Origin of the sequence: Thalassomonas sp. RHCl1, assembly GCF_947387555.1 — a bacterium.
GTDB lineage: Bacteria > Pseudomonadota > Gammaproteobacteria > Enterobacterales > Alteromonadaceae > Thalassomonas.
Genome location: NZ_CANDNZ010000008.1, coordinates 164,599 through 179,387, shown reverse-complemented (window position 1 = coordinate 179,387; position 14,789 = coordinate 164,599). Strand labels below are relative to the sequence as shown.

Annotated in this window: 11 protein-coding genes; 5 read left to right on the top strand and 6 right to left on the bottom strand. The window is 47.2% G+C overall.

Translation table 11 applies throughout. From position 1 onward, the window contains the following. Positions 1-146: 146 nt before the first annotated feature. From nosZ to tyrS, 3 genes are all read right to left on the bottom strand, one after another. Positions 147-2,036, bottom strand: coding sequence for a TAT-dependent nitrous-oxide reductase (gene nosZ, locus QL234_RS21395; RefSeq protein ID WP_281559884.1), 1,890 nt, complete (start codon positions 2,034-2,036; stop codon positions 147-149). A 58-nt stretch (positions 2,037-2,094) separates the two neighbouring features. After that, positions 2,095-4,200 carry a NosR/NirI family protein gene (locus QL234_RS21390; protein WP_281559800.1) on the bottom strand — a complete coding sequence of 702 codons (2,106 nt, stop codon included), beginning with the start codon at positions 4,198-4,200 and terminating at the stop codon, positions 2,095-2,097. A 300-nt stretch (positions 4,201-4,500) separates the two neighbouring features. Further along, positions 4,501-5,703, bottom strand: coding sequence for a tyrosine--tRNA ligase (gene tyrS, locus QL234_RS21385; RefSeq protein ID WP_281559799.1), 1,203 nt, complete (start codon positions 5,701-5,703; stop codon positions 4,501-4,503). A 156-nt stretch (positions 5,704-5,859) separates the two neighbouring features. On the opposite strand from tyrS, the gene QL234_RS21380 reads away from it, so the two are divergent. The 3 genes from QL234_RS21380 (at position 5,860) to QL234_RS21370 (ending at position 8,858) form a co-directional block, all read left to right on the top strand. After that, positions 5,860-7,371 (top strand): peptidoglycan DD-metalloendopeptidase family protein, encoded by a 1,512-nt coding sequence (locus QL234_RS21380; protein ID WP_348650727.1) that lies wholly within the window; start codon positions 5,860-5,862, stop codon positions 7,369-7,371. 5 nt (positions 7,372-7,376) lie between these two features. Further along, positions 7,377-8,486: an anhydro-N-acetylmuramic acid kinase gene (locus QL234_RS21375; protein WP_281559798.1), complete on the top strand. Its 1,110-nt coding sequence runs from the start codon at positions 7,377-7,379 to the stop codon at positions 8,484-8,486. Positions 8,487-8,666: 180 nt separating this feature from the next. Continuing rightward, positions 8,667-8,858, top strand: coding sequence for a hypothetical protein (locus QL234_RS21370; protein ID WP_044834986.1), 192 nt, complete (start codon positions 8,667-8,669; stop codon positions 8,856-8,858). A 149-nt stretch (positions 8,859-9,007) separates the two neighbouring features. On the opposite strand, the gene QL234_RS21365 is transcribed toward QL234_RS21370, so the two are convergent. Then, positions 9,008-10,615: a methyl-accepting chemotaxis protein gene (locus QL234_RS21365; protein ID WP_281559797.1), complete on the bottom strand. Its 1,608-nt coding sequence runs from the start codon at positions 10,613-10,615 to the stop codon at positions 9,008-9,010. A gap of 234 nt (positions 10,616-10,849) precedes the next feature. On the opposite strand from QL234_RS21365, the gene QL234_RS21360 reads away from it, so the two are divergent. Together QL234_RS21360 and QL234_RS21355 are read left to right on the top strand one after the other, a co-directional pair. After that, complete coding sequence (locus tag QL234_RS21360) at positions 10,850-11,971, top strand: GGDEF domain-containing protein (RefSeq protein WP_281559796.1); 1,122 nt, start codon at positions 10,850-10,852, stop codon at positions 11,969-11,971. 151 nt (positions 11,972-12,122) lie between these two features. Next, positions 12,123-12,893 carry a response regulator gene (locus QL234_RS21355; RefSeq protein WP_281559795.1) on the top strand — a complete coding sequence of 257 codons (771 nt, stop codon included), beginning with the start codon at positions 12,123-12,125 and terminating at the stop codon, positions 12,891-12,893. Positions 12,894-12,976: 83 nt separating this feature from the next. Here QL234_RS21355 and QL234_RS21350 read toward each other — a convergent pair whose 3' ends face one another. Together QL234_RS21350 and QL234_RS21345 are read right to left on the bottom strand one after the other, a co-directional pair. Then, a complete protein-coding gene (locus tag QL234_RS21350; protein WP_281559794.1) occupies positions 12,977-14,356 on the bottom strand; it encodes a M1 family metallopeptidase in 1,380 nt (459 codons plus the stop codon). A 237-nt stretch (positions 14,357-14,593) separates the two neighbouring features. Next, positions 14,594-14,758 (bottom strand): hypothetical protein, encoded by a 165-nt coding sequence (locus tag QL234_RS21345; protein ID WP_281559793.1) that lies wholly within the window; start codon positions 14,756-14,758, stop codon positions 14,594-14,596. Between the last annotated feature and the right edge of the window lie 31 nt (positions 14,759-14,789).

Genomic DNA, 14,789 nt, shown 5'->3' with positions numbered 1-14,789 from the left:
GTTTGCCGGTTATCTTCATATTGCTCATATTCAGCTGGTTAATTGCCTTTTTCATTTGTGTTTTGCCTGCTGCTCTCTATTTGCGAAAATGAAAAGCACAAATGAAAAAGGCAAGGCAGCGTCCCGCCTTGCCACTCAATCAAAGATTAAGCTTCTACCAGCATTCGGCCACGCATTTCCATGTGCAGCGCATGACAGAACCAGTTACAGTAGTACCACTGCACACCGGGTTTGTCGGCAGTGAAGGTAATAGAAGCCGTTGCCTGCGGCCCGATTTCCATCTGTACCCCGTGATTGGTCATACAGAAACCGTGAGTGACATCTTCCACCTGATCCAGGTTGGTTACTACAACCGTCACTTCATCACCCAGTTTGACCTTGAACTCATTCATGCCGTAAGTCGGTGCGATCGACGTCATATAAACCCGCACTTTTTTGCCGTCGCGAATGACCTTGTTGTCGGTATAGACATCTACGCCGTCACGTTTTGCCATGGCAATGGTTTCGGCAAAAATAGGATCGGTACGCGGCCAGAGTTTTTTCGGCTTCACTTTACTGCGGTGCACTATCATACAGTCATGGGGCTCGGCAAAGGTCGGGCCGTCATGTACCAGCTTCATTTCATCACCGGAAATATCGATCAGCTGATCATTTTCAGGACGCAGCGGCCCTACCGGCAGGAACCTGTCTTTTGAGAACTTACACAGTGAAATGAGCCACTTGCCATCAGCATCCCGGGTTTCACCGGCAGAGGTATGGTTATGGCCCGGCTGATAGTGAACGTCCAGTTTCTGGCGGATGTAGTTCACTTTTTTGCCATTATGGGCAGCGATAGCATCCTCTACATTCCACTTGGCAATCTGGCTGTCAAGGAACAAGGTAGTATAGGCATAACCTTTATTATCGAAGGCGGTATGCAGCGGTCCTAAACCTAGTTCCGGCTCGGCGACAATAGCATCACGCGGCTTGATTTTGTCGTTAAACAAGTCATCCAGCTTGGCGATTTCAATCACGGAAACCGTCGGCGATAACTTACCGTTAGCAACAAAATACTTACCGTTCGGGGAGGTATTCATGCCGTGAGGCGACTTAGGCACAGGAATGTAACGGGTCAGCTTGGAACCCTTACGCCCGTCCAGTACCGGAATGCTGTTACCGTTATACGTCTTAAACTTACCGGCTTTTACCGCCGCTTCACAACGGGGCAGGTTAAAGACCACCACATGGTCGCGCTCCGAGGAGATCATATCTCCCAGATTCATGCCCATTTCCGAGTTATAACAGGTGGATGCGAAATATTTGCCGTCATAATCGGCATCGGTATTATCCAGGTTACCGTCTACCATGACCTGGAACGCCACTTCCATGCTCTCGGCATCAATGACATTAAACAAAGAGCGGTAGCTGCTGACATCTTCTAAAGATGACTTGCCGTCATTGTTCATGGGGATCTCAAATTCACCGTTACAGATCACATACTTGGTATAAGGTACTTTCTGTACCCGCAAACCATGGATGGCCTGGACATTAGGCACGGTAAGCATTTTATCGGTCTTCATCACATCACAGCGGATGCGGGCAACCCGGGTATTGGCCTTATCATTGATAAAAACATATTTACCGTCATAACGGCCGTCTTGCATACTCATATGGGGGTGATGGGAGTCACCGGCATGTAAATGAGCGCTGTCGCCTTTAATGCGTTTACTTTCATCCGTCAGACCCCAACCCGTGGCGCTGTCGGTATTAAACACAGGAATACGCATCAACTCACGCATGGAAGGGATGCCCAAAATGCGTACTTCACCGGAATGGCCGCCACTCCAGAAACCATAATATTCATCAAGCTCACCGGGATGGATAACCGGGCTATTCGCCACTTCGCTGGCCTGCGCCTTAGCCATAGAGGCAAACATAGTCGCCGTCATCGGGGCAGCAACAGCGCCGGCACCTAAAAGGGCGGTTTTGCCAAAAAACTTACGCCTGTCTTCATTTTCAACCTGGGTTTCATTTACCGGGGTATCTTCATTGCTCATCATGGTTCTCCAGTGACTTATAATTTATAAATATCAAGCTGACTATCGCCTTCTTCGCTTATTCGGTGGTGACAGTGACGGCTTCTATCTGGTTTTCTTTATATTGACGTTGCTTACGTGCCCGCTTTTTCAACGGCGGACATTTTTGCTCGTTAAAGTAAGTGATCTGGCAATCCAGGCAGTAATGGCACTCCCGCATATTGATGGTGCCGTCGGGATAAATCGCCTGAATTTCGCATTCTTTGGCACAGGTTTTACAAGGCTGGCCGCATTCAGGGCGGCGCTTAAGCCAGTTAAATAACCTGATGCTGTTGCTGGTAGACAAGGCCGCGCCCAGCGGGCACAAATAGCGACAGAAAAACTTACGGTTGAATAAATTGATCACCAGCAGGAAAACAGCCCAGAAAACAAAAGGCCACTGGCGGTCAAACTTCAGTAAAAAGGTAGTTTTAAAAGGTTCGATTTCGGCAAACTGCTCGGCCAGGGCTAAAGAGTCCAGCGACAGGCCAAACAGTGCCAATAAAATTAAATACTTAATCGCCCACAAGCGCTCATGCACGGCAAACGGCAATTCGACTTGCGGTATCTTGATATAGCGGGCAAAAACATTAAGCAATTCCTGCAGGGCGCCGAAAGGACATAACCAACCACAATACACGGCACGTCCCCACAACAAAATAGTCACGGCAGCGGCTATCCAGAGGATAAAGATCACCGGGTCGAGCAGGAACAGATCCCAGGAAAAATCACTCATAAAGGCCTGTAAAAAGGTAAAGACATTGACCACGGACAGCTGCCCGCCCCAGACCCAACCGATAAAGACCACAGTGACCACCAAAAAGCCATGGCGGAAATTATGTAAAAAGCTCGGATGACGCACCAAGACATCCTGGAAGAATAGGGTCGCCAGCAAGACCGCCATCAAGCCCAGTAAAATAGTGACTTCCAGGCTGTGCTCCTGCCACACTTGCTGGGTAAGGGTTAATTCGGGCTCAGGCAACACCACGGGCGGACGGTGCACATATTTGTCCAAAGTACTGTAATCGCCCTTAAAACTGGTAAAAATACTGTCGACAGGTCCCGTTTGCCGGCGCACCAGCAGCTCCAGCTGCCAGTCGACTCCGGGATTAAACTCCTCGTGCTCGCGGATAATAAAAATAGACTTTTCACTGAAATCCGGCGCACCGGCGATAGCAATATCCGTGATCCTGTGATGGTCGAGGTCGCGAAAAGCTATGGCTTCATCACTTTGCAGCAACTGGATACGGTCAAAAATACCGCCGCGCACATAACCCGAACCTTTAAAGGAGTAGCCGTTCCCCATCAGGATCAGCGCATGCTCCCCCGGCTTAAGCTCTTCTTTTAACCAGGCATATTCCTGATCACCCAAGACATTACGGCCGATATTTTCAATGTCGAGCTGGGCAAAATACACCTCGGCAAACATATCCTTTTTTTGCTCTGCAGTGGCTTCATCGATATGTTCGGCTTCTGTGCCGACAAAAGCTTGATCTATTGCAGCCCGGTCAAGATAGAGCTTTCTGATCGAGCCGTCGCCGGTAAGCTGTTGCCAGTTTGCCTGTGCATAAACATCCGGCAGCAAGGTCGCCATCGGCTGTTTGATTTCATCACTTTCCTCGATAATGCCCAGCGAGCGCGCCACTTTAGTGGCCGACTTGGTAATAGCAACATTCATCACCATAACGGTTACGGTAGCACCGGATAAACCGTCGAGATGGATCATGTCATCTTGTTTATTACCACCGACTTTCAGGCGCTGACTGACATTCAAGCCGGTATACTGATCGGCAAACTCATATAATTTAGACTCGGGAATACCGGCAAGAATGATGGGTTCATGGTGTTCAAGCACTTTCGCCCCGATATAAACCCCTTCAGCATCAAAGGCCACCAGCATATTGACCGGCTCGCCGGAGTAAGCGGGGATCTTGGCAATATCATTGGTTTCAAAGGCATAACCTAAAACTTGTTCGCCTTTTAATATTTTCCAGACGGGAGGTTCACCGGATTTTTCACCTATGCTGGTTGCTTCCGGGAAAAGTTGTTTGATAATGGGCTCGGGCGCTTTTGGCGGACTGACAAATAATGCCTGCACCGGCAGGGAAAAACTTAATAAGGCAACAACACTCAAGAGTAAGGTCATTAGCCTGTTCACAAAAAAAGAGTTCAACATCAGATTAACAGCACCCTGTTCATCAACATTTTTTGTTTTTATTTCACTATGGACTCAGCCAAGGTTCAGCAAAATAAATCACGGTAAAATGAAGCAACTGCGACAATATGTCACAGTGTATAGGGTCACCTGATGGCGAATATGATATGGATCAACAAATCAGAATGGCGGCTGTTGATAAAACAGCAGAGCTTGATCAAGAACAAAAAAAAGCCGATTCAGTCAAATGAACCGGCTTTTCTAAAGATAAAAATGTTAAGGGAAGAGCGCTTACGCTAAAGTTACCTTGGCAAACTTACGCTTACCGACCTGGTACACGGCTTCACTTCCTGCGGTGATGGTCAGCTTATTATCCGAGACCTTTTCACCGTCAATTTTCACCGCACCTTGCTTGATCATACGCATGGCTTCAGAGGTGCTGCTCACCAGGCCGGCTTCTTTAAGCAGGTTGGCAATCGCAATAACACCACCGTCAGCGGCTGCTATGGTTAATTCCGGCATATCATCCGGCAAGGCGCCTTTTTGGAAACGGTTAATAAATTCCTGATGCGCACCTTCGGCCGCGGCTTCGTCATGGAAACGGGCGATCAGCTCTTTTGCCAGTTCAATTTTAACATCACGCGGATTTGAACCTTCAGCCACTTTCGCTTTCAAGCCTTCGATATGTTCCAGCGGCTTAAAGCTTAACAGCTGGTAATAACGCCACATCAAATCATCGGAAATCGACATGATCTTGCCGAACATATCGTTAGGCGTATCGGTAATGCCGATATAGTTACCCAACGACTTAGACATTTTCTGTACACCGTCCAAACCTTCCAGCAACGGCATCATCAGTACGGTTTGCGGTCTTTGTCCTTCGCCCTTTTGCAGCTCACGTCCCATTAAGAGGTTGAACTTCTGATCGGTACCGCCTAATTCCACATCCGCTTCCAGCGCCACAGAATCCCAGCCCTGCACCAGAGGGTACATAAACTCATGAATGGCAATCGCCTGGCCGCCGGCATAACGTTTTTTAAAGTCGTCACGCTCCATCATACGGGCCACGGTTTGCCGTGAAGCCAGTTTTAACATACCTGCGGCGCCAAGCGGCTCCATCCAGGTGGAGTTAAACTCTACCCGGGTTTTGTTTGGGTCAAGAATTTTAAACACCTGCTCTTTATAAGTTTCGGCATTGGCCAGCACGTCATCCTGGCTTAGCGGCTTGCGGGTAACGTTTTTGCCGGTAGGATCGCCGATCATGCCGGTGAAATCACCGATCAGAAAGATCACTTCATGACCTAACTGCTGGAACTGGCGAAGTTTATTGATAAGCACGGTATGACCTAAATGCAGATCCGGCGCCGTCGGATCAAATCCTGCTTTGATCTTTAACGGCTTACCTTGCTTTAATTTTTCTAATAATTCATCTTCCAGCAAGATTTCTTCTGCGCCGCGTTTTATCTCCGCAAACGCCTGGCTGACATCTGTCATTTACTCGGCTCCACATGGTGTTTAATTACAAAATAGTTGGCGAATTCTACTGCAATTTTCCCTTAGGATAAAACCCTATAGCTGTTTCCTGCGTTATTTTTTGGTATAGTTAGGATTACAGGATAGTAAACGAACAACAGACGAAGCAGTAATCTCTTGAATAATATAAAGAATTTGTATTTAGAACTCCCCAAGAAACACAAAGTTATTATTAGCTCCTTCAGTATTATTTTAATGCTGGTCTTGTTTATTCCCTCAGAAAAAGCCACTGCCAGCCGCCAAAACAACGCTAATACCCTGCAGGTAGGCAAACGTTACCAGGTGAATGTGCCCGGCCAGGAATTAGAACTGGTCAATTCGGCCCCTTCAGAAAAAAGCCAGACTACCCCTAAGGTGACGGCTGAAAATAATGTCAGCGAACAAAAGCAAATAACACAAGCCCCGGCCCCTAAAGCGCCGGCGACAACGACTACCGCTGCAAACCTTTATCCTGCCGGCAGCGTAGGTCCGTTTTTACCTCAGGAGCAAGCTTTACCGGCGAAAAAATCAGCAAGCGAGGTGCAAACAGCAAAAATCTCCTGGCAGACGGCCAAGGTACGCAACGGCGACTCCCTGGCAAAAATATTAAAACGTGCCGGCTACGGTGCTTCGGTTACCCATAAAGTGATCAACGCCAAAGGAAAAAATACTAAGCTGCTGAAAAAAATTAAGGTCGGCGACAATTTACGCCTGGGCAGTGATAATAACGGCACTTTGGTAGCGCTTGAATATCCGCTCTCGAAAATCAAGACTTTGGCAGTCACATTAAAAGACGATAGCTACCACTCCACTACAGATGTCAAAGAAGTGGAAATACGCGAAGCCATGGCCAACGGCATTATTTCCAGCAGTTTCTGGCATACCGCCGCGAGTGCCGGCATGACCGACGGGCAAATCATCAATTTAGCCAATATTTTTGGCTGGGATATCGACTTCGCCATGGATATCCGCTCCGGCGACAGTTTTCATGTCGTTTATGAAAAACAATATGTCGACGGCGAATATATTGGCACCGGCAATATTTTAGCCGCTGAGTTTATCAACCAGAACGAGGCCTTCCAGGCAATACGTTTTAAAGACGGCGAATATTACTCTCCGGACGGCAACAGCATGCGCAAGGCATTTTTGCGGGCACCGGTGAATTTTAAATACATCAGCTCCAACTTTAAACGCAAGCGTTTCCACCCGATCCAGAAACGCTGGAAGTCTCATAACGGCACCGACTATGCCGCCAAAAGAGGCACCCCGGTTGTCGCCTCCGGCAATGGCCGGGTCACCCATGCCACCTATAACAAGTTCAACGGTAATTATGTTTTTATCCAGCACGGCAACGGTATCGTCACCAAATACTTGCACTTCTCCAAACATGCCGTGAAAAAAGGCCAGCGGGTTAAGCAGGGGCAGGTCATAGGTTATGTCGGCTCCACCGGTATGTCGCAGGCACCGCATCTGCATTATGAATTCCTGGTTAACGGCGTGCACCGCAATCCGCGTACGGTGAAGTTACCGGATGCCCAGCCGATCGCGAAGAAATATAAAAATGAATTTGCACAAATATCCAAACAACGCCTGGCAGAGCTTGACGGCTCCAGGCAGGCATTATTGGCAATGCAAGCCACGGAAAACTAACCAACATGAGCCAGGCTAAGTTCTATATCGGCCTGATGTCAGGCACCAGTGCCGACGGTATAGACTTGGCGTTAGTGGACTTTAGCCATCAGTCCCCCCGACTGGTAGCTAAATATTATCAGCCTTACCGGCAAGATATCCGCGAACAGATCATGGCTTTATATGTCCCGGGCAGCAATGAAATTGACCGGGCCTTTGCTTTAGACGTCTCTTTAGGGCAAATATTCGCCGATGCGGTTGCCGCTTTCTTAAGCCGGGAAAAACTCACACCAGAAGACATTATTGCCATCGGCAATCATGGCCAGACCATACGCCACCGTCCGGGACTCAAGGCTCCTTTTACCCTGCAAATAGGCTGTAGCCAAATCCTGGCAACATTAACCGGTATCCGGGTGATTGGCCAGTTCCGGCACAAAGACATGGCGCTTGGCGGTCAGGGCGCCCCGTTAGTCCCGGCTTTTCACCAGGCACTGTTTCCAAGTAGCACACAAGATATTTTTGTCGTCAATATCGGCGGCATCGCCAATATCACCTATTTGCCCGGCAATAAGGATAAAACCCTGCTCGGATTTGATACCGGTCCGGGCAATGCCCTGTTAGACAGCTGGTACCAGCAACATCATCAGGGGCGTTATGACGATGATGGCCAGTGGGGAGCTTCCGGTGAGATCAATGAAAAATTACTGACGGCATTGCTCGACGATGACTACTTTCAAAAACCGGCCCCGAAAAGCACCGGCCGGGAACATTTCCATCATGACTGGCTCGCTCAGAAATTAGCTTCATTTGAGCTTAACGCCAGCGATATCCAGGCAAGCCTGACCGCACTCACCGCCCATTCTATTGCTCAGGAGATAAAGGCATTAAGCCAAAGCGGCACCGTATATCTGTGTGGCGGCGGCTGCCAAAACAGCTACCTGACCACCCTGCTATCCGCCCGGTTAACAGGCTTTACCCTTGCACAAAGCGATACCCTCAATATCGACAGCGATGCCCTTGAAGCCATGGCCTTTGCCTGGCTGGCTTTTGCTTTTGATAAAAAAATTCCCGGCAACGTCCCGGCGGTAACCGGTGCCAGCCGGGCATGTGTACTGGGCCAGGTCTTTGAACCTTAATAAGATTGTCATAAAGGCTAGACCTGAGATTATTTTACTCTATACTTAAGAGTTGACTGCTTAAAAAAACCACAACTTATGTTGCATTCCAAACTCGGCTGTGGTCAATTATTGAACTAATTTCATTTAAAACAATCTAAGCAGGTATACCTGTTGTGTACCAACGAACAAGGAGGAGCAATGGAATTTAAAGATATTCATATAGGCATGAAGTGCGGCAGCAAAAAGGGCAGTGGCACAGTCACCTGGATCGATGGCTCTACCCGTACTATTTATATGGCTGATACTGAAAACAACAACAGCTTTGAAGTCGATTTTGAGGAAATCATCGAAGATCCTCAGGCTCATAATCGGGAAGACAGATATTATTAATAATAAGAAAACCCATATGTGACCAGTTAATATCTTGAGGTAACAAGCCAGGGAAAAGGCAATGAACCTCAATACTTAGCAACACATAGCACAACAAAAGCCCCTGCCTGCAGAGGCTTTTGTTTTATCCGGACTCTGAAAACTCTCCGCTACAGTTTAAATTTAGACAACTGTTTATTTAAGGCGTAAGCCAATTCCAGTAAATGTTCACTGACCTGTTTGCCCCTGATGGCATCCTCACTGGATTGCTCTGCAACATCACTGATATGCACCACGTTAACATTGATCTCATCGGCGGCAACATTCTGTTGTTGGGCGGCGCTGGCAATCTGGCAGTTTAAATCATCCAGCTCTTTGATTTGTCCGGTGATCTCATTGAGCAAGTCGGCAACATTAATCACATCTTCTGCTTTTTCATGGGCCAGTTCGCTCACTTCATTCATAGAAGTTACGGCATTGCCCGACTCCCGCTGTAAGCTGTCCAGGGTGGCCTTGATTTGCTCGGTTGACTCCCGGGTGCGCAGTGCCAGCGAGCGTACCTCATCGGCAACCACGGCAAATCCTCGCCCCTGCTCTCCTGCCCTGGCCGCTTCTATTGCCGCATTCAGGGCCAGCAAATTGGTTTGTTCGGCAATGCCGGTGATCACATCCAGTACCGTGCCCACCTCTTTGGTTTTCTCGTTTAACTCGGTGATCATCCGGGTATTGTCCAGTACCTGATCCCGTAACTGGTTGATGCCGGCACTGGCGGCGGTGACCAGCTGTAAGCCTTGCGACGCCCTTTCATTGGCGGATACCGACTTATCGGCGGCGCTTTGGGTGTTTTGCTGTACTTCGTTGGCGGAAGCATCCAGTTCATTAATGGCCGCGGCTACCGAATCTGTGCCGTTTTTCTGGCTCAGGACCGCCTCCCGGGTCAAGGTGGAAATCTCATCTACCTTGGTCGCAGAGCCAATAAGCTGCTGATTCGCCTCGGAGATTGCCAAAAAACTTTCCTTGAATTTAGCCATCATACTGTTCAGCGCCTGGCTCACCGCCCCAAGCTCATCCGGAAAATGCACTTTAATATCCTGGTTTAAATCAAGATTTTTCTCGACGCTTTTAATAGTCTTACATAAACGTTTTAAGCGGAACAACACCAGGCGGGTCAAGGCCACGCTGAGCAGGGTAAAACCTATAATGGTCAGGGCCAGCTGTATTAAAGCCGCATGGATAATGGACTCGGTAATGTCTTCTTCAACCTTGGATAAATCATAAGTGAGTTTTACCGCACCTAAAATCTCACCTTCCTTGGCCTGGTGACAGGCTAAACAGTCGGTGCCGCGATAGTTCTCACTGGCACGCATCGGCATAATGAATTCTTTCATCGGCTTGCCGTCGCGCTCAATCGAATTAAAGGCCTTTACTCCCGCCAGGCCCTGGCGTTCAAATTCCGTGGTCGCGCCTTGATCGCTAAATCCTTCGCCGAACATCTCCACCACTTTAGGGGCCCGGATAATACGTGCTTCTACTATGCCTTCCTGAGTCAGTATCTTATCCTGGATGATTTTTCGGTTAGCAATCGTCCCGGTTAACATCATGATATTAACGGAATCAAAATAATTTAGTGCCGTACTTTCCAGGTTTTGGGTCACAAAACCTTCCGCTAAATCCTTTTCATCGTGGTAAAAGAAAAAAATGGTCGCACTTAAAAGGACCAGGGCAATGCCAACCAATACCGCATGAATTTTTTGAGCTATCGATAACTGCAGAAACATTTAACTTCCTTTTGAAAACACATACTTAGTTCCAGTTGTACTATATTATCAGCAAGACTTGAATAAAAGCTCTTATCTTTCTTTATGTGATCTGGATCAAAACATGCCTCATAGGCCGCTCCATCCTCGCTTACCACAACCGCTATACTGAGGATCCCGGATAAAAATGGAAGAACATCATCGGGGAAAAATAATTACTTCTGCACGGGTAAGCAAAATGTTATAAACATAAATATGAATAAGAAATCTGATCAAAAGGGCCTGAATGAACAGGACTTTTTACTTAATTACAATAACAGCCAACAGGATGCCAAACGCTCTGCCATCATACTGACCCTGGTGGCGCTGTTTATTTTTATGATTTGGGATCTGCTGTTTCTCGGCTGGCAACATCCGGCTACCGCCAATATCTTATGGTCCCGGGCAATATTGACTTTTCCTCCGTTGGCCTGGCTCTATTATTGCTGTTATTCTGATGAATTTATTAAAAGATTTGATTTCTGGTGTTTTATTACCGCCTTTTTTATCGGGATCAGCATTCTTTATAATATCTATCAGTACAGCCAGATAGGTCACAGCCTCAGGGTTGACGGCTTATTGCTGTATACCTTTATCCTCTACATCATTCCGGGTTTCTTCCAAAAACATAAAACCTGGTGCGGCATATTAATCTCCCTGGGTTACCTGCTGCTGGCTTATGCCCTGGAGTGGCCGGATGAAAAGCTGGTTTATGGTGCCGTCTACCTGGGGATTTTTAATCTCGCCGGCAGCTGGCACAGCTGGAACAATGATCGTAAAACCAAAAATGATTACTTTAGCTATTCCCTGCTGAAAAAATTAGCACTAACAGACCAGCTCACCGGACTTTACAACCGCCACGGTTTCGATGAAAAACTCAACCAGTTAATGACAAAAGCCGATGACAATGACGGCTTGTTAGCTTTGATCATACTCGATATAGACTATTTCAAGCGTTATAACGACAGCCTGGGGCACCTGGTGGGTGATCAATGCCTGATGGCGGTATCTGCTGATTTACTGTCGCAAAGAAGAAATGAAAATGATCTGGTGGTACGCTTTGGCGGGGAAGAGTTCCTGATGGTCTTTTATCAGCAAGACGGGGATCTGGAAACCTTAAACCGGCATATCAGGGAAGTCTGTCCGGCAATAGCCGCACTGAATATTCCCCACCCCTCGTCTGATATCGCCGATATCGTGACCGCCAGTGCCGGCGCCAGTATTTACCGGGCGAAATCGGCCACCCAGAGAACCCAGCTGATGCTGGCTGCCGACAGCGCCCTCTACCGGGCAAAGCAAGCGGGACGCAACCAAACAAGGATATCGGAAGGTCATTAACAATCAATATGTTACAACTAAAAAACAGTCTCCCTTTTACTACTTTGAGCAGCTTAAACTACGGATAAATTTAAAAGGTGCGACTGACAATTCTTTAAAAGCTAACTAAAATATTCTATCTGAAGAATAGAATGAACACAGGAGAGGTCTAGTGAGAAATGTCAACTTTCTGGTGGTCGATGACTGCCCGACAGTGCGAAAAATAATGCATAAAGCACTCCGGCATAAATTAGGTGCCGAGAAGATATTTGACGCTTGCGATGGTAAAGATGCCATCAATGTCCTGGCAACCGAAAAAATCGATATCGTTATTTCCGACTGGGAAATGCCGAAAATGAATGGCGAAGAATTATTGCTGAAAATAAGAAAAACACCAAAGTTTCAGGATATGCCCTTTATCATGATGACTACCCACGGCGAGAGGAGTTTTGTCTTAAGAGCCATCCAAAAAGGCGCCAATCACTACCTGACCAAACCTTTTTCTTCGGAAAAACTGGAAGAAGCCATCAGAAAATCCTGGCACGGCAGTGACCGGCGCGAATGTGCCCGCCACGCCTGCCTGCCCATGCACAAACTGACCTTAAATTCGGCTAAAACCACTTTAGCCGCAGAAGCCCTGAATATCAGCAAAACCGGCATATTAATAAGGCTTCCCTACAACGACAATATCCGCTTATTTGGCGAGTTCACCCTGGATATTGAATTTGAAGACGTGGAATTACTTGATGTTGAGTTCAAGTCATTAATGGGCCGTATCGTCAGAATCAATGAAGCAGAATCTTATGATAATCATGAACTTGTCTGTGAAGTCGGCCTGAATTTTGATTTCGAAAAAACAAACCAAACCGCGAATGGGCAACTGAATAACTTATTAAAGTATCTGTCAACTTTTGGCCAGGAAGTTATCGCCAACGCCAGCTAACTTCCTTAACAAATAAAGCTAAGTTTACCGCCAAACTTAGCTTCCGCCGGCCGGTAACGGGCAAAATAGCAAGCCAGAGGTTATCAGAATTTAATCACAGGGATCTCTTCCCCATAAACCCAGCGTTGAAAAAACGGTGAGAGGTTACTCCCTGAAACCTGCTCAAAAACCTGCTTTAAATCATCTGTCACTACGGATTTTCCGGCAAAAGCAAGACTATAGGCTTTTAACGCCTGCCAGAAATGTTGCTCCCCCAACTTTTCCCTGAGCAGGTAAAACACCAGTGCGCCTTTATTGTAAACGATGCTATGGTTAATATCCTGCTCGGCAATTTCCGTATCAAAGGCCAGGGGAGCATTACGCCCTTTTGCGACCACTTTCTTTACCCGGGCCAGGGCAAGCTTGATTTCCCTGTGGTAGGCCTGCTCGCCAAAAAGGTGCTGCTGGTAGGCTGCCACCATAAACTGTACCAAACCTTCATTTAACCAGAAATGGGAAAAACCGGCACAGGTAATGCTGTTGCCCCACCACTCATGCGCCAGCTCATGGGCAATAAACCAGTTTTCTCCCGGCTGTTCAAGCACGGTATGGGCAAACTTTTCACCCACCATACTAAAACCGGCGGCTTCCTGGGCGACAGTCCCCGGCACTACGACATAGCTGTATTGTTTGTTGGGCAGCGCAATAGCAGATTTTTCTTCAAAAAAACGCACCATATCAGGCACATCGGCAAAAACATCTTTGATCTTTTCCCTGTTCAAACCTGAAAGCTGTACCGGGCGATAGAAAAAATTCACCGCCTGATTGTTATAAGCTGTACTTTGCTGCAGAAATTCTCCCAGGGCAAAACCAAAAGTATAAAGGGGAATGGGGGTCTGCTGCTGCCAGTGACTATACACTTTTCCTGCCGCTGCCGGCTTTTGTGAAACCAGGTGGCCATTGCCTATGGTTTTTAATTTTTTATCATGCACCAGAGTCAAATCAAAACTGGCTTTATCGGCAATATCAGCATGGGAGACCAGCCAGTTCCCGGTATGGTAAACGGTAAACATATGATCCGGATAAAAACGCATTCCCCGCTTAGGGGCTGCATGATACTCAATATCCACGGAAAATCTTTGGTCAACAGTTAACGGCGAGTGAAAATTAATCACCAAATCATCATCAAGGATCTGATAACTCAGTTTGACATCATCCGATGTGACTTTAATGGCTGTTTTATACTTTGCCGATAATACCAGCGGCCCTTTTCCCCCGGAGAGTTTTTTTGCCGTCACAGTCACCCGGCCATCAATGGCCTTTTCAATCAAATCAGGCGTTAAGCTGGCATCATAATGCAAAACATCAAAACTCGCTTTTTCCCCAAAATCCGCTGTCAAAGTATGCGCCGACACGCCAGTATTTGAAACCGTGACCGCCAGGGTTAATAGCAAACAAAGTAAAGTGTTATTTTTTATTATCATCAAAAACTCATAGAGATTAGTTAACTGGTTTTAGCCTGCAAAATAATAAAACAAAAACCATCGTAAAATCTCTATAAATTAACACATTACAAATAACTATTTATCCGTCGCCGTCTAAAAGACTTAAAATTATGACTCAGGAAATATCACTGGACACCGATAGAACTGATAACAGGCAATTAACAAACCAAGCGCAACCAGTAACGGAAAAAGCCGCTTTTGGCCACGCCGAAACCATCAGAAAAAATACAGGCGTTTACCTTTGACGATATCGGCGAGCTCACCGCCAGCTTCGGCAATATCTTTGCCCCGCCTCCGGCTGCTGGTCGAGATCATCACCAGGGCATAGCCGGAAAGCTGATTTTGATTTACCTTATTGCCTGTGCCAATAGCCAGAGCCATGGCAATAAGGCAAACCTGGCCGACAGATATT

Bases quoted from the DNA above. Each gene is read 5' to 3' on its own strand.
- QL234_RS21350 (WP_281559794.1), bottom strand. From the start codon at position 14,356: ATGATAATAAAAAATAACACTTTACTTTGTTTGCTATTAACCCTGGCG.
- QL234_RS21365 (WP_281559797.1), bottom strand. From the start codon at position 10,615: ATGTTTCTGCAGTTATCGATAGCTCAAAAAATTCATGCGGTATTGGTT.
- tyrS (WP_281559799.1), bottom strand. From the start codon at position 5,703: ATGACAGATGTCAGCCAGGCGTTTGCGGAGATAAAACGCGGCGCAGAA.
- QL234_RS21360 (WP_281559796.1), top strand. From the start codon at position 10,850: ATGAATAAGAAATCTGATCAAAAGGGCCTGAATGAACAGGACTTTTTA.
- QL234_RS21345 (WP_281559793.1), bottom strand. From the start codon at position 14,758: ATGGCTCTGGCTATTGGCACAGGCAATAAGGTAAATCAAAATCAGCTT.
- QL234_RS21370 (WP_044834986.1), top strand. From the start codon at position 8,667: ATGGAATTTAAAGATATTCATATAGGCATGAAGTGCGGCAGCAAAAAG.
- QL234_RS21375 (WP_281559798.1), top strand. From the start codon at position 7,377: ATGAGCCAGGCTAAGTTCTATATCGGCCTGATGTCAGGCACCAGTGCC.
- QL234_RS21390 (WP_281559800.1), bottom strand. From the start codon at position 4,200: ATGACCTTACTCTTGAGTGTTGTTGCCTTATTAAGTTTTTCCCTGCCG.
- nosZ (WP_281559884.1), bottom strand. From the start codon at position 2,036: ATGAGCAATGAAGATACCCCGGTAAATGAAACCCAGGTTGAAAATGAA.